The 26,710-nt window shown below is 63.7% G+C and carries 26 protein-coding genes; 10 read left to right on the top strand and 16 right to left on the bottom strand.

Annotated elements, in window-relative coordinates; all coding sequences use genetic code 11:
* Positions 1 to 183: 183 nt before the first annotated feature.
* From qcrB to ctaE, 4 genes are read right to left on the bottom strand one after another with little or no spacing between them, the layout of a single operon-like run.
* A complete protein-coding gene (gene qcrB, locus E3O65_RS11025; RefSeq protein WP_174722294.1) occupies positions 184 to 1,803 on the bottom strand; it encodes a cytochrome bc1 complex cytochrome b subunit in 1,620 nt (539 codons plus the stop codon).
* Positions 1,800 to 2,873 (bottom strand): cytochrome bc1 complex Rieske iron-sulfur subunit, encoded by a 1,074-nt coding sequence (gene qcrA, locus E3O65_RS11020; RefSeq protein WP_134363762.1) that lies wholly within the window; start codon positions 2,871 to 2,873, stop codon positions 1,800 to 1,802. Before qcrA ends, qcrB begins: the two co-directional genes overlap by 4 nt.
* A gap of 57 nt (positions 2,874 to 2,930) precedes the next feature.
* The gene (gene qcrC / locus E3O65_RS11015; RefSeq protein WP_134363761.1) at positions 2,931 to 3,743 is read right to left on the bottom strand and encodes a cytochrome bc1 complex diheme cytochrome c subunit; all 813 of its coding nucleotides are present in this window, start codon (positions 3,741 to 3,743) and stop codon (positions 2,931 to 2,933) included.
* Between the two features lie 22 nt (positions 3,744 to 3,765).
* Entirely contained in the window at positions 3,766 to 4,434 is a 669-nt protein-coding gene (gene ctaE / locus E3O65_RS11010) for an aa3-type cytochrome oxidase subunit III (protein WP_134363760.1), read from the bottom strand.
* Positions 4,435 to 4,539: 105 nt separating this feature from the next.
* Here ctaE and trpD point away from each other — a divergent pair, with 105 nt between their 5' ends.
* Entirely contained in the window at positions 4,540 to 5,592 is a 1,053-nt protein-coding gene (trpD, locus tag E3O65_RS11005) for an anthranilate phosphoribosyltransferase (RefSeq protein WP_134363759.1), read from the top strand.
* Between the two features lie 24 nt (positions 5,593 to 5,616).
* Here trpD and glpK read toward each other — a convergent pair whose 3' ends face one another.
* Together glpK and E3O65_RS10995 are read right to left on the bottom strand one after the other, a co-directional pair.
* Complete coding sequence (glpK, locus tag E3O65_RS11000; RefSeq protein ID WP_134363758.1) at positions 5,617 to 7,131, bottom strand: glycerol kinase GlpK; 1,515 nt, start codon at positions 7,129 to 7,131, stop codon at positions 5,617 to 5,619.
* 107 nt (positions 7,132 to 7,238) lie between these two features.
* Entirely contained in the window at positions 7,239 to 8,003 is a 765-nt protein-coding gene (locus tag E3O65_RS10995; protein ID WP_277870392.1) for an MIP/aquaporin family protein, read from the bottom strand.
* A gap of 226 nt (positions 8,004 to 8,229) precedes the next feature.
* Here E3O65_RS10995 and dhaK point away from each other — a divergent pair, with 226 nt between their 5' ends.
* The 4 genes from dhaK (at position 8,230) to E3O65_RS10975 (ending at position 11,385) form a co-directional block, all read left to right on the top strand.
* Positions 8,230 to 9,231: a dihydroxyacetone kinase subunit DhaK gene (dhaK, locus tag E3O65_RS10990; RefSeq protein WP_134363757.1), complete on the top strand. Its 1,002-nt coding sequence runs from the start codon at positions 8,230 to 8,232 to the stop codon at positions 9,229 to 9,231.
* Positions 9,232 to 9,245: 14 nt separating this feature from the next.
* Positions 9,246 to 9,884, top strand: a complete 639-nt coding sequence (gene dhaL, locus E3O65_RS17210; RefSeq protein WP_134363756.1) for a dihydroxyacetone kinase subunit DhaL — start codon at positions 9,246 to 9,248, stop codon at positions 9,882 to 9,884.
* Between the two features lies 1 nt (position 9,885).
* The gene (gene dhaM / locus E3O65_RS10980; RefSeq protein ID WP_241985589.1) at positions 9,886 to 10,581 is read left to right on the top strand and encodes a dihydroxyacetone kinase phosphoryl donor subunit DhaM; all 696 of its coding nucleotides are present in this window, start codon (positions 9,886 to 9,888) and stop codon (positions 10,579 to 10,581) included.
* Between the two features lie 207 nt (positions 10,582 to 10,788).
* Positions 10,789 to 11,385 carry an HdeD family acid-resistance protein gene (locus E3O65_RS10975; RefSeq protein ID WP_166785727.1) on the top strand — a complete coding sequence of 199 codons (597 nt, stop codon included), beginning with the start codon at positions 10,789 to 10,791 and terminating at the stop codon, positions 11,383 to 11,385.
* A 38-nt stretch (positions 11,386 to 11,423) separates the two neighbouring features.
* On the opposite strand, the gene E3O65_RS10970 is transcribed toward E3O65_RS10975, so the two are convergent.
* A complete protein-coding gene (locus E3O65_RS10970) occupies positions 11,424 to 12,203 on the bottom strand; it encodes an SDR family oxidoreductase (protein ID WP_134363754.1) in 780 nt (259 codons plus the stop codon).
* A 116-nt stretch (positions 12,204 to 12,319) separates the two neighbouring features.
* Here E3O65_RS10970 and E3O65_RS10965 point away from each other — a divergent pair, with 116 nt between their 5' ends.
* From E3O65_RS10965 to E3O65_RS10950, 4 genes are read left to right on the top strand one after another with little or no spacing between them, the layout of a single operon-like run.
* A complete protein-coding gene (locus tag E3O65_RS10965) occupies positions 12,320 to 12,793 on the top strand; it encodes an NfeD family protein (protein ID WP_134363753.1) in 474 nt (157 codons plus the stop codon).
* A complete protein-coding gene (locus tag E3O65_RS10960; protein WP_134363752.1) occupies positions 12,790 to 13,755 on the top strand; it encodes an SPFH domain-containing protein in 966 nt (321 codons plus the stop codon). Before E3O65_RS10965 ends, E3O65_RS10960 begins: the two co-directional genes overlap by 4 nt.
* 6 nt (positions 13,756 to 13,761) lie before the next feature.
* Entirely contained in the window at positions 13,762 to 14,541 is a 780-nt protein-coding gene (locus tag E3O65_RS10955; protein ID WP_134363751.1) for a glycerophosphodiester phosphodiesterase family protein, read from the top strand.
* A 54-nt stretch (positions 14,542 to 14,595) separates the two neighbouring features.
* Positions 14,596 to 14,961, top strand: a complete 366-nt coding sequence (locus E3O65_RS10950; protein WP_134363750.1) for an RNA polymerase-binding protein RbpA — start codon at positions 14,596 to 14,598, stop codon at positions 14,959 to 14,961.
* Between the two features lie 56 nt (positions 14,962 to 15,017).
* On the opposite strand, the gene lnt is transcribed toward E3O65_RS10950, so the two are convergent.
* From lnt to E3O65_RS10905, 9 genes are all read right to left on the bottom strand, one after another.
* Positions 15,018 to 16,562, bottom strand: a complete 1,545-nt coding sequence (lnt, locus tag E3O65_RS10945; protein ID WP_134363749.1) for an apolipoprotein N-acyltransferase — start codon at positions 16,560 to 16,562, stop codon at positions 15,018 to 15,020.
* A gap of 9 nt (positions 16,563 to 16,571) precedes the next feature.
* Entirely contained in the window at positions 16,572 to 19,025 is a 2,454-nt protein-coding gene (locus E3O65_RS10940) for a DEAD/DEAH box helicase (RefSeq protein WP_134363748.1), read from the bottom strand.
* Between the two features lie 9 nt (positions 19,026 to 19,034).
* Positions 19,035 to 19,787, bottom strand: a complete 753-nt coding sequence (gene tatC, locus E3O65_RS10935; RefSeq protein WP_134363747.1) for a twin-arginine translocase subunit TatC — start codon at positions 19,785 to 19,787, stop codon at positions 19,035 to 19,037.
* A 47-nt stretch (positions 19,788 to 19,834) separates the two neighbouring features.
* Positions 19,835 to 20,056 carry a twin-arginine translocase TatA/TatE family subunit gene (gene tatA, locus E3O65_RS17430; RefSeq protein WP_134363746.1) on the bottom strand — a complete coding sequence of 74 codons (222 nt, stop codon included), beginning with the start codon at positions 20,054 to 20,056 and terminating at the stop codon, positions 19,835 to 19,837.
* A 340-nt stretch (positions 20,057 to 20,396) separates the two neighbouring features.
* A complete protein-coding gene (locus E3O65_RS10925) occupies positions 20,397 to 21,422 on the bottom strand; it encodes a helix-turn-helix transcriptional regulator (protein WP_134363745.1) in 1,026 nt (341 codons plus the stop codon).
* The gene (locus E3O65_RS10920) at positions 21,419 to 22,468 is read right to left on the bottom strand and encodes a helix-turn-helix transcriptional regulator (RefSeq protein WP_134363744.1); all 1,050 of its coding nucleotides are present in this window, start codon (positions 22,466 to 22,468) and stop codon (positions 21,419 to 21,421) included. The genes E3O65_RS10925 and E3O65_RS10920 overlap by 4 nt, the downstream gene beginning before the upstream one ends.
* A gap of 35 nt (positions 22,469 to 22,503) precedes the next feature.
* Complete coding sequence (locus E3O65_RS10915; RefSeq protein ID WP_134363743.1) at positions 22,504 to 23,472, bottom strand: FKBP-type peptidyl-prolyl cis-trans isomerase; 969 nt, start codon at positions 23,470 to 23,472, stop codon at positions 22,504 to 22,506.
* Positions 23,473 to 23,551: 79 nt separating this feature from the next.
* Positions 23,552 to 24,583, bottom strand: a complete 1,032-nt coding sequence (locus E3O65_RS10910) for a tRNA (adenine-N1)-methyltransferase (RefSeq protein WP_134363742.1) — start codon at positions 24,581 to 24,583, stop codon at positions 23,552 to 23,554.
* A 26-nt stretch (positions 24,584 to 24,609) separates the two neighbouring features.
* Complete coding sequence (locus tag E3O65_RS10905) at positions 24,610 to 25,329, bottom strand: HAD family hydrolase (RefSeq protein WP_277870393.1); 720 nt, start codon at positions 25,327 to 25,329, stop codon at positions 24,610 to 24,612.
* 82 nt (positions 25,330 to 25,411) lie between these two features.
* On the opposite strand from E3O65_RS10905, the gene E3O65_RS10900 reads away from it, so the two are divergent.
* Positions 25,412 to 26,356, top strand: coding sequence for a proteasome assembly chaperone family protein (locus tag E3O65_RS10900; RefSeq protein WP_241985590.1), 945 nt, complete (start codon positions 25,412 to 25,414; stop codon positions 26,354 to 26,356).
* The last annotated feature ends 354 nt before the right edge of the window (positions 26,357 to 26,710 follow it).

Here is a 26,710-nt window from a genome sequence, read left to right as displayed (position 1 = left end):
CGTCGTGCGCCGCCGACCAGCGAGATGTACCCACGTTTGTTTGCATCGAAGGAATGCCGGGACGCGCACCCCAACGTGAGTGGACCGGACGGAGCCAGAGGGAGAAAACAATTCGGGCACCGAAGCCACTCCGACAAGGTCTGGAGCGACATCGATGCCCGTTCTGTAGTTGCGGCCGTCAGCCTAGTGGTGGTCGCCGTGCGTGCGCTCGAGTTCCGTGCTGGAAACCGGTTCGATCCGATCTTCAAAGAACCACCGGGACAGACCCGCTCTGGCCTTCTGGCCGACCGTGATCTTACCATTTGCATTCGGCCGGATCATGAGCGGCTTGTAGTCGTTGTAGCTGACCAGCTTCCAGCGCTCGTACTCGTCCACCGGCTGGTGAACCTCGATGTACTCTCCACCGGGGAGCCGAACGATTCGCCCCGACTCATAGCCGTGCAGAACGATCTCCCGATCCTTCTTCTGAAGTGCAAGGCAGATCCTCTTGGTCACGAAGAAGGCGATGAAGGGGCCCACGATGACCATGAACTGCATGGTGTGGATCACGCCTTCCATCGTCACCTTGAAATGGGTGGCGATGATGTCGGAGGAGGCCGTCGCCCACAGCGCCGCGTAGAACGTGACGCCGGCAGCGCCGATGGCGGTACGCGTCGGCGCGTTCCGCGGACGATCCAGGATGTGGTGTTCGCGCTTATCCCCGGTGACCCAGGCCTCTATGAACGGGTAGATGAGAACCACAAGAATGAACAGGCCGAGTGCCACAAGCGGGATCAGGATGTTGAACGACCAGGTGCGATCAAGCCACACGAACTCGAGCCCCGGCGGAATCAGGCGGAGTGCGCCATCGGCGAAACCGATGTACCAGTCCGGTTGCGTTCCCGCCGAGACGGGGGAAGGGTCGTAGGGACCGTAGTTCCAGATGGGGTTGATCGTGAACAGCGACGCCATCAGCATGACGATCCCGAAGACGATGAAGAAGAACCCACCGGCCTTGGCCGCGTACACGGGGAGGACCGGATAACCGACCACGTTTTGATTGGTGCGCCCGGCGCCTGGGTACTGCGTGTGCTTATGCACGACCACGAAGAGCAGGTGCATGGCGATCAACGCGACGATGATGGCTGGCAGCAGCAGGATATGGAGCGAGTAAAGCCGCCCGACAATCTGCTCACCCGGGAATTCTCCGCCGAAGAGAAGGAACGAGATCCAGGTACCCACCACCGGGATGCCCTTCACCATTCCGTCGATGATGCGCAGGCCATTGCCTGAGAGCAGATCGTCGGGCAAGGAGTAGCCGGTGAATCCCTCAGCCATGGCGAGGATGAAGAGAATGAAGCCGATGACCCAATTCAACTCGCGGGGCTTGCGGAACGCGCCCGTGAAGTAGATGCGGAGCATATGCAGGCCGATCGCAGCCACGAAGAGCAGTGCGGCCCAATGGTGGACCTGACGCATCAGGAGTCCGCCGCGGATGTCGAAGGAGATGTCCAGAGAGGACGCCATCGCCGCCGACATCTCCACGCCCTTAAGGGGCATGTAGGAGCCGTCGTATTCGACCGGCGTCATGGAGGCGTGGAAGAAGAACGTCAGGAATGACCCGGACAGCAGGATGATAACGAAGCTGTAAAGGGCGACCTCACCGAGCAGAAAAGACCAGTGGTCAGGGAAAATCTTGCGACCCAGTTCCTTGACCGCCGTGGAGATGCTCGTGCGCTCGTCGATGTAGTTCGCGGCAGCCCCGGTGAGGCCTCCGGACTTCTTTGTTTCGACCAGCTCAGTGGTCGTAGTTGCTGTGCTCAATTCCGCTCCCAGAAACTCGGCCCGACGGGTTCAGTGAAATCGCTCTGTGCTATCAGGTACCCCTCGGAGTCTACCGTGATGGGCAGCTGGGGGAGTGGGCGCTTGGCCGGCCCGAAGATGACTTCACACTGGTTGGTGACGTCGAACTGGGACTGGTGGCAGGGACACAGAAGCGTGTGCGTTTGCTGCTCGTAGAGGGCAACGGGGCATCCGACATGGGTGCAGATCTTGGAGTACGCGACGATGCCGTTATACGACCAGTCCTTCTTGTCGGCCGGCTCATTGATGTCCTCCGGCTTGAGGCGCATCAGCAGAACGGCGGCCTTCGCCTTCTCCTCGAGCTTGCCGTGTCCGAGATCCTGCAAGCCTTCGGGAATCACATGGAAGGCAGAACCCAGGGTGACGTCGGAGGCCTTGATCGGCGTGCCCGTCGGGTCGATCGCGAGCCGGGTGCCTTTCTTCCACATGGTGTGCTCCAGGAGCGCCGACGGGTTGGTATCCATCGGTCCGAGACCGCGGAACAGAACCACCGCAGGCAGAGGGAACGCGATCAAAGCACCGATGAGGCTGTTGCGGATGAGCGTGCGACGCCCGATACCCGACTCGACATTGGCCTCGTGGAAGATCTCCACTGCACGTTCACGAGTTTCATCAGATCCGCGTACGGGGTGCCGTTCGTCAACACCCTCATGGTCGAACATGAGCGCCTTGCCCCAGTGAACTGCACCGATACCGATGGCCAGGAGCGCCAAGGTCAGCCCCAGGCCGATGAAGAGGTTGTTCAACCGAACCGAGCTAGGGTCCTCCTCGATGATCGGGAACGCCATATAGGCGATGATCGCGAACACGCTTCCGACGATTGACAGGTAGAACAGCGTGTAGACAGTTCGCTCCGCCTGCCGCTCCGCGCTGGGGTTCAGGTCGGTGACCCGTGGGCGGTGCGGGGGGAACCCCGGATTGGCCACGGCATCGCGTACGACGACAGCCGTACCTGCAGGAGCCCCCTCATGCCCGACGGTCGACGAGTCAGCAGCGGTCAAGTCCTTGCCGCTGTTATCGTCCTTGGCCATTGTTCTCCTTCATCGGAATTCTCATAACAATAAGTTCGCTTCAGATTTGAGCGTCGGTCAGTTCGACTTCGCCGTGATCCACACCGTCAAGGCGACGATGGAACCCAGGCCGAAGATCCACAGGAAAAGTCCTTCCGAGACTGGTCCGAGGGCGCCGAGGGCAAATCCGCCGGGCGACGGGTTGTTGTCGAGGTACTTCAGGTACGTGATGATGTCGCGCTTGCTCTCCGGGGAGATATTCATGTCGTTGAACACCGGCATGTTCTGCGGGCCGGTGACCATGGCCTCGTAGATGTGCACTTCGTTCACACCACTCAGCGCCGGAGCGTACTTGCCCTGCGTGAGTGCACCGCCGGCCCCGGCAACGTTGTGACACATTGCGCAGTTGATCCGGAAGAGTTCGGCACCCTTGGCCGCATCGCCCTCGCCGTCCAGGAGTGACGCATCCGGTAGGGAAGGCCCTGGAGCCAACGAAGCAACATAGGCCGCCAAAGCGGCGGTCTGCTCCTCAGTGAACTGAACCGCCTTCTTTTCCGCCTGTGGGCCGTTGATCTGCATGGGCATGCGCCCGGTACCGACCTGGAAGTCCACGGCAGCGGCGCCCACGCCGATCAGGCTGGGACCGCTGCCGGTACCTTCCGCTGCCAGTCCGTGACAGGTAGCGCAGTTGGCAGCGAAGAGCTTCTGTCCTTCACCGACGGTCTGCTGTGACGCAGCGGTGGTCTCGGCGCTGGCGGTGCTGGTGCTGAAAGCGGCGTAGGCACCGCCCGTGAAGAGGAGGCCGATCGCAATGAGGGCGACGCTGGCAAGCGGGCCGCGGCGGCCGGTTTTGCGACCACCGGACTGCTTGGGTGTGCTAATCGAGGTCATACGTGGTGTCCACTCAGACTTTCTATTTAAGAACGTAAATGACGAAGAAGAGCCCGATCCAGACAACGTCGACGAAGTGCCAGTAATACGACACGACGATGGCGCTGGTGGCTTCCTTGTGGCCGAAGTTCTTGACGGCGAATCCACGCCCGATGACGAGCAGGAACGCGATCAGCCCTGCCGTCACGTGAATCCCGTGGAATCCGGTGGTGAGGTAGAACGCGGAACCGTACGCGTTGCTGGTGAGCGACACGCCCTCGGAGACAAGAGTCGCGTATTCGAAGACCTGCCCGGAGACGAAGATGGCTCCGAGGGCGTAGGTCAGAAAGAACCACTCGACCATGCCCCACTGGCTGGGCTTCCAGCCGGTTGAGCGGGACTGCAGGCGTTCGGCAGCGAAAACGCCGAACTGGCAGGTCACCGACGACGACACCAGGACTAGCGTGTTGACCAGAGCGAAGCTGAAGTTGTGCTTCTCCGTTTCGAACAACCACAATTCGGGCGACGTCGACCGAAGCGTGAAGTAGATGGCGAAGAGCCCGGCGAAGAACATGACTTCGCTGCCCAACCAGACTATGGTGCCGACAGCTACGCTGTTGGGCCGGTTAACAACGGGCGCAGTGGCCGTATAAGTAATTGATGGGCTCGTCACCGTTCCATTATGGCCGATATTCGGCGCTGTTTTTCTCATCCGAGCGGGCTTGTCGCCCATTTGCCGGAATGACTACCGGATTGAAACAAATACGCCTCCGGATGCGAATTCGGGACCGGCCAGTGAACTCGCTAAAATCGTTCCATGCTTGATATTCAGTCCTGGCCCAACGTCATCAGCGCGCTGCTTTCCGGCGAGGATCTGAGCGTGTCGGATGCCGCGTGGAGTATGGAGCAGGTCATGCTCGGCCAGGCCACCCCGGCTCAGCTGGCCGGGTTCCTGGTCGCCCTGAGGGCGAAGGGAGAAACCGTGGACGAAATCGTTGGATTCAGGGACGCCATTCTCGAGCATGCCGTGCCCCTCCCGGTGAATCCGATGGCGCTTGACATTGTCGGAACCGGGGGAGACCGATTCGGCACAGTCAACATTTCGACAATGGCCTCCATCGTGTGTGCCGGCGCCGGAGTTCCGGTAGTCAAGCACGGCAACCGGGCGGCGAGTTCCGCATCCGGGTCATCGGACGTGCTTGCGGCGCTGGGCATTGACCTGACGCTCTCCGCCGACAAGGTCGCGGCTATCCTGGACGCCGCCGGAATCACATTCGCCTACGCGGCCGCTTTTCATCCTGGCTTCCGTCACGCGGCCGCCGCCCGCTCAGAGCTCGGCATTCCGACCGTCTTCAACTATCTTGGGCCGCTCTGCAATCCTGCCCGGCCCGAGGCGTCAGCCGTGGGTGTCGCCAATCTCGATCGTGTCCCGCTGATCGTCGGGGTCTTCCAGACTCGCGGGGCGACGGCCCTCGTCTTCCGTGGGGACGACGGCCTCGACGAGTTGACCACCACCGGCCACAGTCACGTTTGGGAGGTTTCGCGGGGACTTGTCACGGAACACGACATCGACCCGCGCGATCTCGGACTGCGCCGTTCTTCGATCAGTGAACTCGTAGGCGGAGATGCCGACCACAACGCGAGTGTTGTGCATTCCATGCTGGCCGGCAAGGTCGACGCAGTGCGGGACATCGTGCTTCTCAACGCCGCCGCCGGGCTGGTGTCTTTTGACCTTGCCAATGATCCGTCTCACGCTCAGATCAATATTCTGGACCGCTTCCGCGACAAGATGGCCGTGGCCGCGGAGGCAGTTGACTCCGGTGCGGCCACGGCCAAGCTCGCCGACTGGGTTGCAGCCAGCCGGATTTGATCTGGCGGGCCGCGGAGGTGCTTGCTAGACGACGTCCTCGTCCACCCACCCGAAGGTTTTCGTGACTGCCTTTTTCCAGTTGCGAAGCTGGCGATTGCGTTCTTCCTCGTCCATCTGCGGGGTCCACCGGCTGTCTTCCTGCCAGTTGGCACGCAACTCATCGAGGTCGCTCCAGAACCCCACCGCCAGGCCAGCCGCGTAGGCCGCGCCGAGGGCAGTGGTTTCAGCAACCACCGGACGCACGACGGGAACGCCGATGATATCTGCCTGGAACTGCATGAGGGTGTTGTTGGCAATCATGCCACCGTCCACTTTCAGCTCAGTCAGTGGAACCCCAGAGTCGGCGTTGACGGCGTCCAGCACCTCCCGAGTCTGGAAAGCAGTGGCCTCAAGCGCTGCGCGGGCGATATGGCCCTTGTTGACGTACCTCGTCAGACCAACCAATGCGCCACGGGCATCCGACCGCCAGTACGGGGCGAACAGGCCCGAGAAGGCCGGAACGAAGTAGGCACCGCCATTGTCGTCGACCGTTTTGGCCAGTGTCTCGATTTCCTCGGATGTAGTGATCATTCCGAGGTTGTCCCGCAACCATTGTACGAGGGCGCCGGTGACGGCGATTGATCCCTCGAGTGCGTAGTGCGGAGCGTTGTCACCGAGTTTGTAGCCCAAAGTTGTGAGCAGGCCGTTCTTCGAGTGCACGATCTCGGTTCCGGTGTTGAAAATCAGAAAGTTGCCGGTGCCGTAGGTGTTCTTGGCCTCGCCCTGATCGAAGGCAGCCTGGCCGAACGTTGCGGCCTGCTGGTCGCCGAGGATTCCCGCGATCGGAACCTCCCGCAGCAAGCTGTGCTCGTTCACGAAACCGTAGACCTCCGAAGAGGAGCGAATCTCGGGCAGCATCGACCTTGGCACGCCGAACGCCGCGAGGATCTCGTCGTCCCACTGCAGAGTGCCCAGGTCCATGAACATGGTGCGGCTGGCATTGGTGACGTCCGTCGCGTGCACACCTCCCTCAAGGCCGCCGGTGAGGTTCCACAGCACCCACGAGTCGGTCGTCCCGAACATCAGGTCGCCGGCGTTGGCCTTGGCGCGCGCCCCCGGAACATTTTCGAGAATCCAGACGATCTTGGTGCCGGAAAAGTACGTCGCGAGGGGGAGTCCCACCTTTGCCTTGAACCGTTCGACGCCCCCGTCGGCGGCGAGCCGGTCCACGATCGGTTGGGTGCGAGTGTCCTGCCAGACGATGGCGTTGTAGACGGGAATGCCGGTGTAGCGGTCCCAGACCACGGCGGTCTCGCGCTGGTTGGTGATTCCCACGGCCTCGATGTCATGCCGGGTTAGATTCGCCTTGGACAGGGCCTGTCCGATGACCTCACGGGTGTTGTTCCAGATCTCCATCGGGTCGTGTTCGACCCAGCCGGCGCGAGGAAAGATTTGCTCGTGCTCATGCTGACCGACGGCGATGATGGACCCTGCCTTGTCGAAGATGATCGCACGCGAACTCGTCGTTCCCTGGTCGATTGCGATGACGTACTTGGCCATGAAATGCCTCCTTGTAGATGATCGATGGGTGCTGGGTTTCCGGGTTGCCGTCGTTCCGACAGCACAAAGCGGGCCGATTCAGACTCTGAACCGGCCCACTCACTGCATTAGGTGAGGATTGGCAGAAGGAAGAGCGAGGCCCAGCCGGCGAGGACACCGCCGATTACCGGCCCGACCACGGGTACCCAGGAGTATGCCCAGTCGGAGGGCCCCTTCCCTGAGATCGGCAAAACGAAATGGGCAATGCGCGGTCCCAGGTCACGGGCAGGGTTGATGGCGTAACCGGTCGGCCCGCCGAGCGAGGTGCCGATGACGAGAACGAGCAGAGCGACGGGCAGTGCTCCGAGTGCTGCCAGACCGCCATTTTCGCCCTGACGCCCGCCACCGAAGGCCAGGACGACAAACACGAGCACGAAGGTGCCGATGATCTCGGTGACCATGTTCCAGGCGTACGAGCGGATGGCAGGGCCTGTTGAGAAGACACCGAGCTTATTGGCCGGATTCGGTTCAGCGTCGAAGTGCTGTTTGTAGGCCAGCCAGCAGACGATGGCCCCGATGAACGCGCCGAGGAACTGGGCTGAGATGTACGTGAGGACGGACAGGAAGTTGACGGGAACACCCGAACCGAATTCCGTTGCACCCGAGGCAACGAGACCGAGGGTCACGGCCGGGTTGAGGTGGGCGCCGGAGTTGTAGGCCACGATGACACCGGCGAAGACAGCGAAGCCCCAGCCGATGGTCACCATGAGGAACCCGCCGCCCAGGCCCTTGTTCTTGGCCAATGCGACGTTGGCAACTACACCGGTTCCGAGGAGGACGAGCATTCCCGTTCCGAGAACTTCCGACAGAAAAACGACTCCAATATTGTCCACGTTGACCTTCCTTGGTGAGGCTGGAGGTGCCGGAGCAACCCTTCGCGGTGAGCGATCGGCAACAATATAGCGCGGCCATTTCAGTAGCGGAATGGGCAGGTAGTCGAGGAAATCCCGCCGCCCTATACCGGAAGCGGGCTGCGCGCGTAAGTTGAGGACCGAATCTGCTCGCTCCGGCCCGGCGCGTCGACCGTGCCGTTCGTCCATCCCGATCGAAGGAAGAGCCATGAAGAAACTGGTCAATGATCCCAAGAACGTCGTCATTGAGGCCGTTGCCGGTTTCGGCGCCGCCCACGCTGACATCGTGAGGGTCTCGACGGACCCGGTATATATTGCGCGTAGTGACGCCCCGATCTCTGGGAAAGTGGGTCTGGTCAGCGGAGGAGGTAGCGGGCACGAGCCTCTGCACGGCGGATTCGTCGGGTTCGGCATGCTGGATGCTGCGGTGCCCGGCGCGGTGTTCACCTCGCCGACGCCCGATCCGATCCTGGCCGCTACGAAGGCAGTAGATGGGGGAGCCGGGGTGCTGCACATCGTCAAGAACTACACCGGAGACGTCCTCAACTTTGAGACGGCCGCCGATCTCGCCTTGGCGGAGGGGATCGAGGTGCGGTCCGTTATTGTCAACGATGACGTCGCTGTGAAGGATTCCCTGTACACAGCGGGACGACGCGGGGTGGCCGGGACCGTCCTGGTGGAGAAGATCGCCGGTGCCGCAGCTGAACGAGGCGACTCTCTGGAAGCAGTGACTGCGGTTGCGGAGAGAGTCATCTCCCAGGTGCGTTCTATGGGCGTGGCGCTGACCCCCTGTGTGGTGCCGCATGCCGGCGAGGGCAGCTTCACTCTGGGCGAGGATGAAATCGAGATCGGGATCGGGATCCACGGCGAGCCCGGACGAGCGCGGATAAAGCTCGAGCCGGCCGACGCCATTGTCGACCGGCTTCTCGGTCCCATCCTGGAGGACATCCCTTTCGTCCGCGGGGACCAGGTCCTCCTGTTCGTCAATGGGATGGGCGGTACGCCGCAAATCGAGCTGTACATTGTTTTTCGCCGCGCTGCCGAGGTGCTCGCCGAGCAGGGGATAACCGTGGTCAGGACACTGGTCGGCAATTTCACAACGTCCCTCGAGATGCAGGGAGCGTCGGTCACAGTCCTGAAACTCGATGCTGAATTGACGTCGCTATGGGATGCACCCGTGCAGACGGCGGCGCTACGGTGGGGACGCTAATAGAAGGAGAAGCAATGAACTTGAACGCCACTTGGGCGAAAGCCTGGATTCGGAGCAGCGCGCAGGTCATGAGCCAGCACCGAGTCGAGTTGATCAATCTGGACCGCGACATAGGCGACGGCGATCACGGCGAGAATATGGATCGAGGATTTCAGGCGGTCCTGCTCAAGCTCGATGACCTTCCACCCGAGGCCAGCCCCGCTGACGTCTTCAAGCTCGTTGCGACCACGCTCATCTCCACTGTGGGCGGGGCCGCTGGACCGCTCTACGGAACCGCGTTTCTCAAGGGGGCCGCCGCTGTCGCGGGATCGGCCGAACTGGACGGCACAGCCCTCGTGGCCTTCCTGACAGCCGCACGAGACGGCGTTGTCCTGCGCGGGAAGGCGGAATCGGGGGACAAGACCATGGTTGACGCCTGGACCCCAGCCGTCGATGCTGCGGAGGCGGCCCTTGCTGGTGGCGCACACGATCGGGCAATCCTGTCGGCCGCGGCGGTCGCGGCCGAGGCAGGAGCGCTGGCGACGGAACCGTGGATCGCGCGTAAGGGACGGGCCAGCTATCTCGGGGAGCGTGCCATTGGCCATCGAGATCCGGGCGCCCAATCCTCTGCCCTGCTGTTGCGCGCCGCCGCTGACACCGCTGCGACGGCCTGAGGTGGCCGCGGCTGAAGGCCGAGTCGGCCTCGTTTTCGTTTCACATAGCGCAAAAATCGCCGAGGGCCTCGTCGATCTCGCGCGTCAGATGGCGCCCCACGCGCGAATGATCGCGGCGGGAGGAACGGATGACGGGGGGATCGGGACCAGCTTCACGAAGGTTCTCGGCGGCATAGAACAGGCCGACCTTGACGATGGGGTTGTTCTCCTCTGCGATCTGGGGTCGGCAATTCTGACGTCCGAGACCGTCCTGGACTTCCTTGCTGATGATGTGCGCGCCCGTGTGCGCATCGTGGACGCGCCTCTCGTAGAGGGCGGCATCGCTGCTGCGGTCGCCGCCGAAGCCGGGGGAGACCTCGAATCCGTGGTGCGTGCGGCACGCTTGGCCGCCGGAGCCGAACCAGCAGATCCGGCAGTTCCCTCGGGACCAGCGGCCCCCTCGATGGCCATCCGTACGGTCACATTGGTGAACAAGGACGGCCTGCACGCACGCCCGGCAGCCGACTTCGCGAAGCTGGCGAGCACGTTCACGGCCAGGGTGACCGTGAACGGGAAGGATGCGTCCAGCCTCCTGGCCGTTATGTCACTCGGACTCACCCGCGGCATGACCGCGGAGATTTCGTCCACGGACGAGAACGGTGCAGACGCCGTGGCTGCTCTGGCAGACCTTCTGCAGTCCGGTTTTGGGGAGAAGTAGTTCCATGCGGGGGCGGGCGGAAGAGGCAAAATGCTTCCGGCTCGGACGATCGCCGAAGCACATCTCCTGACATAATGTGCATTATCGGTCATGTGTGAGACGGGGCTGGACGGGCCGTTCCTGGCCGACTACGTTGTGGAACACAGGTTTCCGACGGGCACATCACCGCTGTGGTGGTGCACGCTCCTCACCCGAGAGGCGGCTGAAATGTCCGACAGCGTCACGACCTTCGATCTCTCGATGAATTCGAGAGTACTCAGTGACGGCGAGATCACCGTGGTTCGCCTGGGAATAGCCGGAACTGGCTTGCTCGCTCTGGTCGTCGGCATCCTGATCCTGGTCTGGCCGGACACCACGGTCGCCATCCTCGGCGTACTGTTCGGCCTGTACTTCCTGATCAGCGGGATCGTGCATGTGGCCAGAGGACTGTTGTTACACGGGGCATCCGGCGGCAGCCGGGTGCTGAACATCCTGCTGGGCGTGCTGCTGATCGTCGGCGGAATCGTAGCCATCCGGAATCCACTGAATTCGCTCGCCATCCTCGGGATGCTCATCGGCATCTCATGGATCGTCGAGGGAGTCGCCGGACTGGTAGAAGCGGCGCCGGACTCCAGCAGATGGTTCGGCACGGTCTTCGGTGCCGTCGCCATCGTGGCTGGCGTTGTGGTGCTCTTCTCCCCCGTCGAGTCGGTGACCGTTCTGGTCGTGATCGGCGGCGTCTTCCTCGCCCTGTCCGGGATCGTCCAAATGGTGCAGGCCATCATGTTTGGCCGAGGTCAGCGCGCCGCGCCCGACCCGGTCTAGCCGCCGTCCGTCGACTGATCAGGTCAGATCAGGTCAGGTCAGCCCTGGACGGCTGCTTCGCCGACGTAGTCCGCGATGTCCCCGACGTAGCGGGTGTTGTTCTCCGGAATGGCTTCTACGGCGGCCAAGGCGACTTCGGCCCCGAATTCACTCACGTTGTACAGTCGCCCGGCCGCGTCCTTGCGTGCGTTCATGGTCCCCGGGCTGGCCCGCTCGAGGAGGACCGCCGTGACCGTTCCCTCAATGATGTCCCCGGAGACGACGACGAATCCGATACCTGACTCGGCCAGCTCGGGGATGAGCGCGCGCAGAGCGTCCTCACCCGCGCGCTTGCTGCGTGCGACGGGCTCGTACTCGGCCATCGTTACCGTCGTTTCGACGAAATGAGCTTGGTGGCTGGTGACGAAGACCACGCGGCCTCCGGGAGCCAGCAAACTACGTGCGGCGGCAAGCAGGTTGGTCTGTGCATCCCGGTTGAGCTGCATGGCGTAGTCCTCGGCCATCCCGCTTTCCATACCCCCGGAGGCGTTCATGACGAGGATGTCGAGGCTCCCGAACTCGCTGCGGATAGTGTCGAACATCGCCGCGACGGACTGCGCGTTCGTCAGGTCTGCACCGACCGTGATGGCCGTGCCGCCCTGTGCCCTGATGGCGTCCGCGACCTTGATCGCACGTGCCTCCTTATTGCGGAAGTTGATCGCCACACTCGCACCGGCGGCGGCGAGATAGCCCACCGTCGCCGCACCGACGCCTCGCGACGATCCAGTGACGAGAACGCGCTTGCCGTCCAGTGAACCTGCTGCAAGTGGATTGATCACGCGAACTCCTAAAAAATAGCTGACTGGGTCTAGCTGACGACCTTACCAAGAAGCCTCCCTCCCCCGGTCAACTCACCTGCTAGTTTCGAAGGAGTAGACATGTCAGGAGGGACGCCATGGACGCATTCGCAACGGACTACGCGTGGATTGTGTGGCTGGTCCTGATCCTCATTTTCGTCACCATCGAGATGACGACCCTGGACCTGACGTTCCTGATGATGGCCGGCGGCAGCCTTGGCGGACTCCTCTCCGGGCTCGTGGGCGCACCGTGGTGGCTTCAGCTCCTCGTGGCTGCCTCGCTCACCATGGCCCTTCTCTTTGGAATCCGGCCTCCTCTACTGCGTGCTCTCAGGCGGGGCGGCGACCCCGCGAAGTCGAACGTGGATGCACTTCTCGGTATGGACGGACACGTGGTCAGCACGGTCGGTCGATCCGGTGGACAGGTTCGCCTGGCCAATGGGGAGACCTGGACCTCCCGCCTATCCCCCGAACTCGAACAGGCATCCGTCGAGCCGGGCGTACGAGTGCTCGTCACAGCTATCGATGGGGCGACCGCTGTAGTCATCCCCGCGGAAAGGAACGTCACATGAACAATCCAGGATCGATCATCGTGCAGGTGATCGTCTTCGCCGCTCTGGCGGCAGTTGTTCTTTTCGTCATCGTCACGCTCGTGAAGTCCCTGCGCATCATCCCGCAGGCCCGTGCCGGCGTCGTGGAGCGCCTCGGGCGCTACCACAAGACGCTCATGCCGGGGCTGAACATCCTGATTCCCTTTGTCGATCGGCTGCGACCGCTGATCGACATGCGCGAGCAGGTGGTGTCCTTCCCGCCGCAACCCGTGATCACCGAGGACAATCTCGTGGTCTCGATCGATACCGTCGTGTACTTTCAGGTGACGGATGCACGCGCGGCCACCTACGAGATCGCAAATTATCTGGGCGCTGTCGAGCAGCTCACCACGACAACCCTGCGCAATGTGGTTGGTGGGCTCAACCTTGAAGAGGCTCTGACCAGCCGGGACAACATCAACGGGCAACTGCGCATCGTGCTGGACGAGGCAACCGGCAAGTGGGGAATCCGAGTGGGCCGGGTAGAGCTGAAGGCGATCGACCCGCCCGTTTCCATCCAGGACTCGATGGAAAAGCAGATGAGAGCCGAACGCGACCGGCGCGCCGTCATCCTGACAGCCGAGGGCACGAAGCAATCGGCTATTCTGACGGCCGAGGGCGCGCGGCAAGCGGCCATCCTGTCGGCGGAAGGTGATGCGAGGGCGGCTGTCCTCCGCGCTCAGGGTGAGGCCGAGGCCATCGCGACGGTATTCAAGGCCATCCACGACGGTGACCCGGATCCGAAGCTCCTTGCCTACCAGTATCTCCTGACGCTCCCGAAGCTGGCAGAGGGCAGCGCGAACAAGCTGTGGATCGTGCCCAGCGAGCTCACCGCTGCGATGAACGGCATCGGCGCGGCATTCGGTCACGCCACTGCCGGCAGCTCGGACGCACCCCCACCTGCCGCCACCGCCCGTCCCTCCCCCGCCACCATGGAGCCCTAGGCAAACATGTTCCTCGAGGGGGTCGGGCCTCGGGTATTCGCCCATCGCGGCCTCTCCCTCGACGCGCCGGAGAATACTCTCCTGGCTTTCCGGCATGCCCTCATGGCCGGCGCGACCCACATCGAAACGGACGTTCACGCTAGCGCCGACGGAATCGCCGTCCTCAGCCACGATGCGGATTGCAACGTTGCGGGTACGCGCATCCGCCTTGAACGGCTCACAATGGAGGAGCTGCGCCGGGTCGGCCTCGGCAAAGGCCAATCGTTCTCCTCCCTGCGCGAGGGACTCGACGCGTTCCCGGATGCCCGATTCAATATCGACGTCAAATCGGCGGCAGCCGCGCAGGCCACAGCTGCCGCGGTCAGTGCCGCCGGGGCCATCGGCCGGGTGCTGATCACGTCTTTCTCAGAGAATCGACGCCAACAGACCGTCGGGTTACTACCCGGGGTTGCCACCTCCGCATCCGCCTCAGTCATAGGGCGTTCCGTCCTGGCCGCCAGACTGGGCATGGCCGCTCCGCTCCGGCTTTTCCTGAAGGGCATTGTCGCCGTACAGGTGCCCGAGTCGGTGCGTTCACTCCGAATCCTCACGCCGCGGTTCATCCGCGCCGTGCACGCCGCCGGAGTCGAGGTGCATGTCTGGACCGTCAACGATCCGGACGACATGAACCGGCTTATGGATCTGGGAGTCGACGGCCTCGTTACCGACCGGTGCGACCTTGCCGTGTCGGTGATCGCCGCCCGAACCTGGGAGTCCCCTCCGAGAAATGACGTAACGGAAAGATAACGTCCAGCTTGATGGTTTATACCTAAGAGTTGCATCGCGAGAGGAGACCACACGATGGCGGATCGCAGTTTGCGTGGCATGAGGTTAGGCGCACAAAGCCTTCAGAGCGAAGAGGGTGTCACCTTTTCACCACGAGTCAGTCACACGTACCTGTGTGCAACGTGCGCACGGGAGACGGTCATGATCTTCTCGGCAGAGGCGGAAGCCCCTGACGAGTGGGAATGCCGCTTCTGTTCACAGACAGCAACCCGGCTGGTTGATTCCAAGCCGGTAGTCGTCGACCATTCCGACGAGAAAGTACCGCGCACACACTGGGACATGCTCCTGGAACGTCGCACTCGCGCCGAGCTCGAGGAACTCCTCGAGGAACGTCTGACGTTCTTGCGCGAACGTCGCGGACAGCAGAAGATCGGCGCCTGATCGGCCCTCTCTCGACCCAACAGATCCGGCCTGAATTTCCAGCCTGATCCATCAGTTCACAGCCTACGCGCCCGATCTGTTCGGGCGCGTAGTGCGTTAACGGAACACAGTACCAAGCCGGCCAGTCCGAGGCCGGATACCAGCCATTCGATTCCCCGCCCGGCAGCCATGGCCGGCGTCACCGTATCGCTGAGCGGCACCGTTTGCACCATCGCACCGGGTAGCCAGGTGGGCAGGCTGTCCAGGGTGGCGCCGTCGGGGGTGATTATGGCACTTGTCCCGACGGTTGAGATGTTCACGACGGTGCGTCCGGTCTCGATGGCGCGCAACCGTGCAATGGCCAGCTGCTGAACGCTCTCATCGGTGCGGCCGAAGTCCGCGTTGTTGGTTTGGGCAAGGATGATTTCCGCCTGGTCGTCGACCATCTCGTTCACCAATTGATCGTCCGCGATATCGAAGCAGATTGCGATCCCCGCCATGATCCCGTCGATGTCGAAGACGTTGTCGCGCGTGCCGATGGCGTAGTCCCGGGCGACCAAATCGATCAACTCGGGGGCGAACGGGCGCCAGAATGCCCGGTCGGGCATGTACTCAGCGAACGGAACCGGGTGCACCTTGTCGTAGATGTCCACGGCGCCCTCCCCCGAATTCCACAGCAGGGAGCTGTTGTAGATCTTGTCCTCGCGCTCGGTGATCGTGCCGACGACGAAGGGAACATCCATGGCCCGGCTGAGATAGTCGAGGTTCCTCGCCGCATCCAACGAACGGAGTGGGTCGATGTCGCTCGCGTTCTCCGGCCACACCACAAAATCAACGTCCTCGTCAATCACGGCCAGGGTTGCCGACGTGTGGTCGGACAGGATCTGGCCGGGCGAGTAGCGCGCGAACAGGCCCGCATCGGAGGCCCCCTGCACGGCGGCCAGGCGTGCCTGACCGCTCTGCACGGTGGGCCAGGCCGGGACGACCAGCAGGAAGGCGCAGGCGGCCACGGCGATGCCTCCCCGCAGCGGGACGCGCACGGAGGCCTCGCGCACCAGTTGCAGGCACAGGGCGCTGAGCCAGACCAGAAGGAAACTGAGTCCGGACATGCCGACCCAGGCAACCAGAGAGTTGAACGGGCTCTCCGACTGGGAGATGGCCAGGCGCCCCCAAGCGAAGCCGCCGTAGGGCCAGACCGACGAGATCGCTTCCCGCGCGGTCCACAGCCCTGCCACGACCACGGGAACCATGCCGAGGCGCCCCCAGGCCGACGGCCAGACCCGGGGGCCGGACTGCAGCACCACGCCGATCAGGGCGAGGCTGATGCCGAAGAAGATGGATTGGAGACCGGCCAAGGCCAGCCATGGGACGGGACCCAAGTACAGTGTCAGCCAACTTATGTGAATCAGCCAAAAGGACGACCCGGACACCATGCCGATCAACAGCCCCGACCACAGACTGCGACCAAGCAGGGTCAGAAGCATCAGGAAGACTGCAATCGGGGCCAGAATCCACCACGAACGGTCCGGGAATCCCGCATCGAGGATGGCCCCGGCAACCGCAGCGAGCAGGATGGCGGCCGGCAGCGGCAGCGCCAGCCGTCGTTCGGTACCCGGGATCACCTCACCAGCCTAAGCGACCGACGAGTAGGCAACGATTCCACGGCGAATGGCGTCCATGGCCTTGCGAGCAGTGTGACCGACGGGATCATCGGCCACGACCGAGAGCTGGTCCAGCAAGTCGATGGTCTGCTTGGTCCATCGTACGAAGTCTCCCGCGGCCATCTCGGCCTCGTCGAGGACATCGACGAGCGAGCCGGCCCTGGCCCACTTCCACATAGCCAGGCTGAGCCCGACCGCCAGAGGGTTGCTACCCGGAAGTTTATTGTCGCGTTCCAGGTCGTCCAGGCGACTCCACAGTTCCTGGGTCTCGTGCAACGCCTCCCGGAACGGGCCCGTCGGCAGGTAGCGATCGTCGATCAATCCTTCGTCACGACGCGGCTCGAAAACCAGTGCGCAGGCCATCGCCGCGATGCCAGCCGGATCTAGGTCGTTCCACAAACCGCGGCGCAAGGATTCCGCGACGAGCAGGTCCCTGTCCGCGTAGATGCGCCGGAGAATGAGGCCGCTCGCGCTTAGGGCCACCACTCCCGCGGCGCTTTCGACCAGGTACCCGTACCCGAGGAGGACATCGGTCACCCGGTCGAAGACGCGGGCAACGGCACCGGTGCGGGTCGAGATCTGCTGGCTGAGCGCATCCGTGTCGCGCTTCAGCTTCCACCAGCGTTGCCCCCAGCGGGCGTGCTGCTCCCGCTCGGGACAGCTGTGGCAGGGGTGCTCGCGCATGCGCTTGCGCAGGCTCCCCAACTCACGTTGGCGCCGTTCACGGGCAGCCCGGGCGCCGGTCTCCCCCGCTGCACTCTGCCGTTCTACCTCGGTGAGGGCGCGACGGATGGCTGAATACTCGGTGAAGTCGCCCAGGTGGCAGGCCATGGAGCGGGCGAATCCAGTGAGGGACTCCTCCTGCTGACGCACCTTGCGGGCCAAGTCGACCACGGCCCGGTCAGCTTGAAACTGGGCAAAGGAGGACTCGAGAACGTCTCGGGTGCGGTCCCGCCCAAACTGCTCGATCAGGTTGACCGCCATGTTGTACGTCGGCTTGAAGCTGGAATTGAGGGGATAGGTGCGGCGGGAGGCGAGGGAGGCGACCGTCTGCGGGTCGAGCCCGGACGCCCACTGGATGACCGAGTGGCCCTCGATATCAATGCCGCGCCGGCCGGCGCGACCGGTGAGCTGGGTGTACTCCCCCGGCGTGATGGGGACCCGCGCCTCGCCGTTGAACTTCTCGAGCTTGTCGAGCACCACCGTGCGGGCCGGCATATTGATGCCGAGAGCCAGGGTCTCCGTGGCGAAGACAGCCTTGACCAGCTTCTTCTGAAAGAGTTCTTCGACTACCTCCTTGAAGGCCGGCAGCAGTCCCGCGTGGTGGGCGGCGACGCCGCGTTCGAGGCCGTCGAGCCACTCGAAGTAGCCGAGCACGCCCAAATCTTCGTCGAGGAGGGTGCGGCAGCGGTCGTCGACGATCTGCCGGATTTCCTCGCGTTCCTGCGCGTCTGTCAGGCGAACACCGGCACGCAGAACCTGTCGGACAGCCTGATCGCACCCGACCCGGCTGAAGATGAAGAAGATGGCCGGGAGGAGGTGCTTGCCCTCTAATAGGCGCACGATATCGGATCGGTCCATGCGCCCGGCCTCGAAGCCGCCTCGCGACTGGGTACCGCGCCCGCGGTCACGATCACCACCGCGGCGCCCGTTGCCCGAGCGTGCTGCCACGGAACGCCCACCCGACTGGGCCAGTCGAACCAGTTCCGGGTTCACTCGGTGTGTCCCGGCGAGGCCGGACGCGTCGAAAAGGTCCAGCATCTTGCTTTTGACCAGCACATGCTGTTCGAGCGGAACCGGTCGTTCTTCGGACACGATGACGTCAGTCTCGCCCCGGACGGCCTGCAACCAGTCGCCGAATTCCTCGGCATTGGAGACGGTGGCGCTGAGCGAGACCATGCGCACGTCCTGCGGAAGGTGAATGATCACCTCTTCCCAGACTGCGCCGCGGAAGCGGTCGGCGAGAAAGTGCACCTCGTCCAGCACGACGAACGCGAGGTTGGTGAGCAGATCCGAATCGGCGTAGAGCATGTTGCGCAGGACCTCGGTTGTCATGACCACGATGCGGGCCTGCGGGTTGACGTTCGTGTCTCCCGTGAGCAGACCCACCTCGTCCGACCCATATTCGGACACCAGCTCCTGGAACTTCTGGTTACTGAGCGCCTTCATCGGCGCGGTGTAGAAGACCTTCTTCTTCGCACTCTGCATCGCGAGGTAGATCGCGAACTCGGCGATGAGGGTCTTCCCTGCTCCCGTGGGCGCGGCGACCAATACACTGTTGCCGTCTTCGAGGGAGGCACAGGCCGCCACTTGGAAAGGATCCAGCTCGAAGCGGAGCCCGGCCCGGAACGCCTCCAGGCGAGGCCTTCCGGCACGGGATCGAGAGGCTGCGTACCGTTCGGCGGGCGATTGAAGGTAGGTCATCTGGTGCGCTTAAAGCGCCAACTCCTGTTCGATGGTGCGGGTACGCCGGGCTGCGCGCCGATCGTGGAGGAAAGCGATGGCGTACGCGGCGAAGTACAGCACCACCATGGGGATGGCCAGCAGGAACATCGACACCAGGTCGGCCGCGGGGGTGGCAATGGCGGTGAAGAGCGTAATCAGGAGGACAGCAATCCGCCACGATTTGATGATCGACTGAGCACTGATCACACCGGCGAAGTTGAGCAACACGATGAAGACCGGCAACACAAACGCCACACCGATGGCGATCATGAGCTTGAGCACGAAGTCGAGGTAGTTCTGGGCCACGATCAGCGCGGCGTCCTCCTGAGGCGCGAAACTGGTCATCAGGCCCACGAGATTCGGCAGCACGAACCAACCGGCCGCGCAGCCCGCCAGAAACAACGGAATAGCCGTGAAGATGAACCCGAAGGTGTACTGCTTCTCGATACGGGTGAGGCCCGGAACCAGGAACGCGAAGATCTGGTAGAGCCAGACGGGGCTGGACAGGACCAAACCCACGTAGAAGGAGATCTTCAGCTTCAGATCGAAGGCACTTGTGATATCCGGGTAATTCAGCTGGGCGGTTCGGTTTTGAGCCTCGATGATGGCGTAGATCGGCTCACGCAACGCATCCCAGACGAAATCGGAGAGGAACCATCCGACGATCGCACCCACGAGGATTCCGGCTGCAGCAAGGAAGAGTCGTTTGCGCAGCTCAAGCAGGTGTTGCCCCAGCGACATTTTCCCGTCAGTGGCCGTGCGCCGAGGAATTCGCCCCGCCACGGGACTTACGACTTCGTCGAGGGGTCGGCTGTGCCGGCTGCCTTCGAAGAGTCGCCAGCGGTGCCGGTGGTGTCGGCGTCGTCCTTGTCGCTCTTGATCTCGTTCTTAAAGATCTTCATCGACTGCCCGAGGCTCCGGGCGAGGCCGGGAAGCTTGGGCGCACCGAACAGAAGCAGAACGATGACGAGGATGATCAGGAAGTGCCATCCGGTCAGGTTGTTAAGCATCAGTGTCTGTCCTCTGGGTCACGGGTCGGGTGGATAACAGTTTACCTCTAGCGATCAAGGAATCCCGCCGCCGCTGCCGACGCTGCGCACGTTCGATCCGCCGGAACTCGAGTGCGGCGTAGAGGGCACCGGGATCCTGGAGGACCGCAGATCGGAACGTCGCCAGTTGCGGCGCCCCGGAGCCCTGGCCAACGGCGGCGATGCGGTCACTGAGTTCAGCGAGCGCGGCGACCGTCGCCATGGCCTGTCTGAACAGCCTGAACCCGAACCAGACCAGCGAGCCGATCAAGGTGAGGACCAGGCCGGTCCAGATGAGAGGCCACGACCACCAGGGCATTGTCTACGTCCCCACGATCATCGGGTCAGGCTCGTCGGCGTCGACGTTGTCGGCGTCCAACTCGTCGTAGCGGGCAATCCCCGCGGCAGCCCAGTCGCGCACAACCACCCGCGCCTCAACCGGGGCGACGACCGTCACGACACCGGCGAGACCGGCGACGAGGCGTTTGAGGCCGTGGTAGTGCGCCACTCGAAGCGTTCTGCCAACGCGATCCGCACTCCGTCCGCCGGCACCCTGCGGCGCGTAGTCCGCGAGCAGAGACACGGCCGCCGAGGGAAGCTCGACCGTCACCTCGAGGTCGGAGGCTGAGCCCTCGAAGAGCGCTTCGGGCTGTTCCGCCTCCAGACGCCGAGGGCTGCTCGGTTGCGTCGTCACGTGCAGTCCACTCATTCGATCAAGCCGGAAGGTGCGGGCCGCCTCGCGAAGGTGGCACCATCCGCGCAGATACCAGTCGCGGTCCACGGATTGAATCCGCCAGGGCTCGACCAGGCGCTGCTCGTGCTCGCCACGGGCGCTCAAGTAGTCGAACTCGATCAGCACCCCATCGCGGACAGCGGCCCGCACGACCGCGATGGTGGTGCCGGCATCCGTGCCCGAAACGGCGACCTGGCTGGGGGCTTCCGAGGCGCTGCGCGTGAGCTTCGCCATCAGTGAGGCGATGGCGTCGACGTCGGCGTTCTCGGGTAGTGACGACAGATACTGCAACCCGGCGATGAGGGCCGCCGCCTCCCGGGCGGAGAAGCGCGGGGAATCGTCGATGGCGACGAGGTGGGTGAGCACGATGAGGTCGTTGACTTCGAGTTCATCCCACTGGATGTCGAAGAGGTCGCCGTGCAGGTACTGGCTCGTCTCCCCCGGGATACCGGAGATCGCAATCAGGTTGACAGCTTCGCGGACCCGCTCGGACGATACCCCGAAGTGCTCGGAGACGGCCGTCACGCTGATGCGGTCGTGGTCCATCAGGAACGGGACCAGCGACAGCAGGAAGGTCAACTTGTCGGATGCTCCGAAGGCCGGACCGGCGCTCATTCGCCCTCCTCCGTCAGTCCGATCGTGGGCGCGTCGGTGTGGGATTCCCGCACCGCTATGAGGCGGGACCGCACGGCAGAGCGCAGCGCAGCGGGCGAGCGCACCAGAACCTCCGGGCCGAAGCCCGCGAGCTCGTCCGCGAGCACGTTCAGGTCGGTGTAGTGCAGGTACACGGCAGTGTCGAGCTCGTGCAGCCGAACCGAGCCCGCCGAGTGTCGCTTGGACAGGCGCACCGCGGCATCGCTGCCCGACTGCACGCTGACCGAGGCGATGTTGGCGTTCCACAACGCATCCAACTCACCAATGGCCTCCTGGGCCTGGCCTTCCCCTGGGGGAACAAACGTCGCCCCGGGCACGGCCACCACCGGGCCGGCGATGCGGGAGAGCAGGAAAGTACGGTTAGCCGCGGCATCCCGGTCGGTGCCGAAGAGGTGCCACCGGCCGTCGTAGAGCACCACAGCCCGGGGCTCGACCTGTCGGCGGCGCGGCGCGGCCTCACCGGGCTTCAAATACAGGAACGCGACGACTTGACCGCGATCCATGGCCTTGCTGAGGGGCTCGAAGGATGCCTCGCGCACTCTCAGAGACGGGGAATAGCCGAGGACAGGGTCGCTCGCGTCGATCCCGAGGGCGTTGAGCTTCGTCATCGCTCGTCGCGACTCCGCGGAGAGCGATCCTTCACGCCAGACCGTGGCGGCGAGCTTGAGGAGCATCAGTTCATCTGCGGTGAAGGACACGTCGGCTGGGAGGTCGTAGAGCCCCTTCGGGATGCGATAACGCAGGTGATGGTTGCTCCCTGGATCGTCCGGCGGCTCCACCACTTCGAGCGGTATCCCCAGTTCGCGGATGTCGTCTTTGTCCCGTTCGAACTGGCGCTCGAGGCTGGCGTTGTTCCCCCCGGGGACATAGCGCTGGCGGTATCCCTGAACTGTGGACAGGATGTCCGCCTTGGTCAGACCGATCTCCGTGGCGATGAGCGCGAGTACGAGGCTGAACAGGCGCTCTTCGACGGAGACGCGACTGGTCTTCTCAGTGGTGGACGACACGCTGCAAGTCTATCCGTCGGGCGACCCGTCGCGGCTTAGTTGACCCCGAGGATGTCGATGACGAACACAAGGGTTGAACCTGCGGGGATCGTCTGCGACGCCTGATCGGCGTAGGCCTGATCAGGCGGGAGGACGGCGATGATCTGCGAACCCACCGTCTGGCCGATGAGGGCCTTGGCGAATCCGGGGATCAGTCCCCCCTGAGTCTTGGAACCATCCACGACCAGGAACTGCGCCGGCTCACCCTTCGCCCAGCTGGAGTCGAAGACGGTCTTCTCGTTCCACAGGACGCCGGTGTAGTGCAGGGAGGCCGTGTCACCTTCGGCGACCGTCTCGCCGTCGCCCTTCTTCAGAACGCCGATCTGAAGCTCGGTCGGCGGCTTGCCGGAGGGAATGGTCACGCCGGGTGTGCCGTCAACCGCCAGGACGACAGACGGGAGACCGCTTGCCACGGGCTGGTTCGTGCCGTCGGCACGAGCCAGAACGGACTTCACAACGTCGATCACGATGACCAGGGAATCGTCTGCGCCGATGCCGCTGTTCGCGTCGCCGTCGGCCGGTCCGAGCCCGTCGTCCGGAGAGACAACGAGGGACAGTCGGGAACCGACCTGGGCGCACTCCAGACCGCTCACCAGCCCGGGCAGGGTCTTTTCCTTGTCCAGAATCAGAGTCGTCAGCGCGGTGCCGTCGTACGTGGCCTCACTGATCACCGCACCGGTCGTCCCGTTGTAGACGCTCAGGTCTAGAAGCGCGGATTGACCCGCACGGAGCACGGCACCTTCGCCGGCGATGTTCTCGGTGACCTGGGTGGTGTCGGTTTTCACGGGGGTCGGGAAGTCCACCATCGGCGCGGAACCGAATTCACCCGACACCGAGACGAGCTTCGAGGCTGCCCCCTCCCCGACCGGTGCTTCGCAGTCCGCGGCGTCGCCGGGCGCGCTGCAGCCGGTGAGGACCGCGACCAGCAGGCCGGCAGAAGCGATGAGTGCAGGAGCTCTACGCACGGGATCTCATTTCAGTGTGGGGCAAGTGAATATGCGGAACAGAGGCAATTTTGCGGCCAGCCGCGGGCCGAAGCCAATCCTAACGGGCGTCGGGTGTCAGAGCGTCGGGCTCGACCGCATCGAGCTCGCGAGCCTTGGAGATGGCCGCCCCGGTCTCGGCTATCCGAACGCGCTTGCGCATGACCTTGGAACTGACGCTGCGCTCGCCCAGAGCGCCGGGCGTCCAGGCCTCGACGTCGGCATCAGAGAAGTCGGACTTCGACGGCCGGCGCTTCAGCTCCGGCAGAACCGTGTTCGGTGCGAGGCGGCGCGCCGTGATCAGGAATCCAGTGTGGCCGATCATGCGGTGATCCGGTCGCACAGCGAGACCCTCGACGTGCCAGCCTCGAACCATGGTCTCGTTGGAGTCCGGGTTCGTGTACAGGCCCGTGCCACGGATGGCCTCCGCCACCCGCGAAAGCTGGGTTACCGTCGCCACGTAGCAGAGCAGCACCCCGCCGGGCTTGAGAGCGTCCGAGACGACGCCCAGGCACTCCCACGGCGCGAGCATGTCGAGCACGACCCGGTCGACGCTCTGGGCGGACATCGTGTCGGGCAGGGTGTCGGCCAGGTCACCGAGGGTGATGCTCCAATTGGCGGGGTCGGACCCGAGGAACGTGGCGATGTTGTCGCGTGCGACATCCGCGAATTCGCTGCGGCGTTCGAAGGAGGCCAAGCGACCGGCCGGCCCGATGGCACGCAGCAGCCAGAGGGACAACGCCCCAGAGCCGACGCCGGCCTCAACCACAGTTGCGCCCGGGAAGATGTCGGCCTGTGCCAGGATCTGGGCGGCGTCCTTGGGGTAGATGATGGCGGCGCCGCGCGGCATGGACATCACGAAGTCGTTCAGCAAGGGTCGTAGCGCGAGGTGCTCCACGCCGACGTTGTTGGCGACAACCGATCCGTCGGGTAGGCCGATGATGTCATCATGGGCCAGGATTCCCCTGTGCGTGTGGAAGACCTTGCCGGGTTCAAGGGTGATCGTGTTCAGCTTGTTCTTGGGTCCGGTCAGCTGCACCCGGTCGCCGATTCGGAAGGGGCCGCTGTTCTGGATGACCTGATTTTCACTCATGCGTGGAATACGTCCTTGTTCGTGGGTCATTCGGAATCGGGCAGAGTGAGTGCGAGGGCGCCGGGACCGCGTCGAGCGCTGAACAGGTCCGTGAATCCGTCGAGGGTGCGACCCGACAGAGTCGGCCACAGGTCGTAATGCGCGCTGGCGGGCAGGTCAACCATATGGGGCACGCCGAGGACGACAGCGCCCGACGCAACCGCCGCGGCAATGCCCGGAACGGAGTCCTCCACAGCCATGCACCGCTCACTGTCGACGCCGAGCAGAGCGGCCGCCGTCAGGTAGGCCTCGGGATGCGGTTTGCTGAACTCAACCATGTCCCCGGCGACGATGACGTCGAAGGCGGCGAAACCGACGAGGTCAGCGATCTGTCGGGCCATCCGCTCGACTGAGGACGTGACGAGAGCCAGCGGAATGCTCGCGGCCTTGAGCTCGGTGAGCATGTCGAGAGCTCCCGGGCGCCATGGTGCGCCGAACTCCTGAAGGAGTTCCTGCACCCGGCTGGTCAGTGTCTGAACGATCGATTCGGCGTCTAGGTTGACTCCGCGACCCTGCAGGATGGAGGCCGATCCCCACAGGCCCGCACCCACCAGCAGCATTCCGTCGTCATGGCTCCACACCCCGCCGAAGGACTCGACCAGTTCCGTTTCTGCCCGCATCCAATACGGCTCGGAGTCGACGATGGTGCCGTCCATATCCCAGAGCACGGCTGCGGGCAGGGGGAAATTGGTTCGGATCGCGTTCACGGAGATCAAGTGTAGAGGGCACCGCCTATCCTTGACTGATGGTGCGCCACGCGGGGCACCCTGCCGAAAGAGGTTTCAGACAGTGACAGAGGCTAATGGGTTCCTCAACGGGCGTCTCCTGGTGGTGGCGTTCGAGGGTTGGAATGACGCCGGCGAGGCGGCTACCGGTGCAGTGGGCACTCTGAAGGATCTGCTGCACGTCGCACCCCTACTGGAGATCGACCCGGAGATCTATTTCGACTACCAGTTCAACCGGCCCACGATCTCAGCCGGCGGCGAAGACGGCCGGCGGACGCTCGAGTGGCCCGATGCGGTGCTCTACGGCCCCACCGTCCCCGCCGAGGCAGGGACTTCGCTCGCCGCGGACGCGCAGCTGCGTGTGAGCGGTACGAATGCCGGCAACATCTACCTCTTGCTCGGCACCGAACCGTCCCGGAGTTGGAAGAGTTTTGCCGCGGAGATCATCGACGCAGCCCTGGCGGCGGATGTCGGGGGCATCGTGTTCCTGGGAGCGATGCTCGCCGATGTTCCGCACACCCGCCCGATTTCCATTTTCGTCTCCAGCGACAACCCGCAGGTGCGGGCCGAACTGCAGATCGAGCGCAGCACGTATGAGGGACCGGTCGGCATTCTGAGCGTCCTGGCGATCGCTGCGGAGGAGGTCGGCATTCCCACCCTGTCCATTTGGGCATCCGTGCCGCACTACGTGCACAACGCGCCCTCGCCGAAGGCGATGCTGGCGCTGATCGACAAGCTCGAAGAGATCATCGACGTGGTCATTCCGCGCGGCGAACTCGTCTCCGAGGCTGAGGAATGGCAGAGCGGGATCGACACTCTCGCCGCCGAGGACGACGAGATGGCCGCGTATATCGCTCAACTAGAGCAGGCCCGCGACACGGTCGACTCCCCTGAGGCCAGCGGCGAGGCCATCGCCCAGGAATTCGAGAAGTACCTGCGCAAGCGCGGGGATGGCCGGGACGGCCCCGGCGAGGGCCGCCCGGGGCTCGACGGGCCTCGACAGCCCTAGAAGGTCGTTGATTCATCTGATGGTCGGGGCGCGCCTTCGTCGGTTTCGGTCGTCGTGCTTCTGACTCGATGTCTGCAGAGCCGTGGTGGTCGTCACCGTCAGTTGTTGGATGTCGGTGCGCTGCCGGGCAAATGTCGACGGCTGGGTCGGTGTACGCGTTCAACGCTGAGTTCCGGCATGAGGTGTTGCTCGATGACGCGGATGCGAATTCTATTCGTCAGCTCGAGGCCGCCCGTCGACTCCTGCAGACCTGATCGCACCCATGATGGTGTTGTAGACCCTGCGCCCGTTGTCAGAACGGAGCAGCCGGGAAGGCCTAATAGGTCACGGGATGAATCGACGGCCCGGGGCGAA

This window comes from Cryobacterium breve, from assembly GCF_004402375.1.
GTDB classification, from domain to species: domain Bacteria; phylum Actinomycetota; class Actinomycetes; order Actinomycetales; family Microbacteriaceae; genus Cryobacterium; species Cryobacterium breve.
This window is presented reverse-complemented; position numbering and strand designations above follow the sequence as displayed.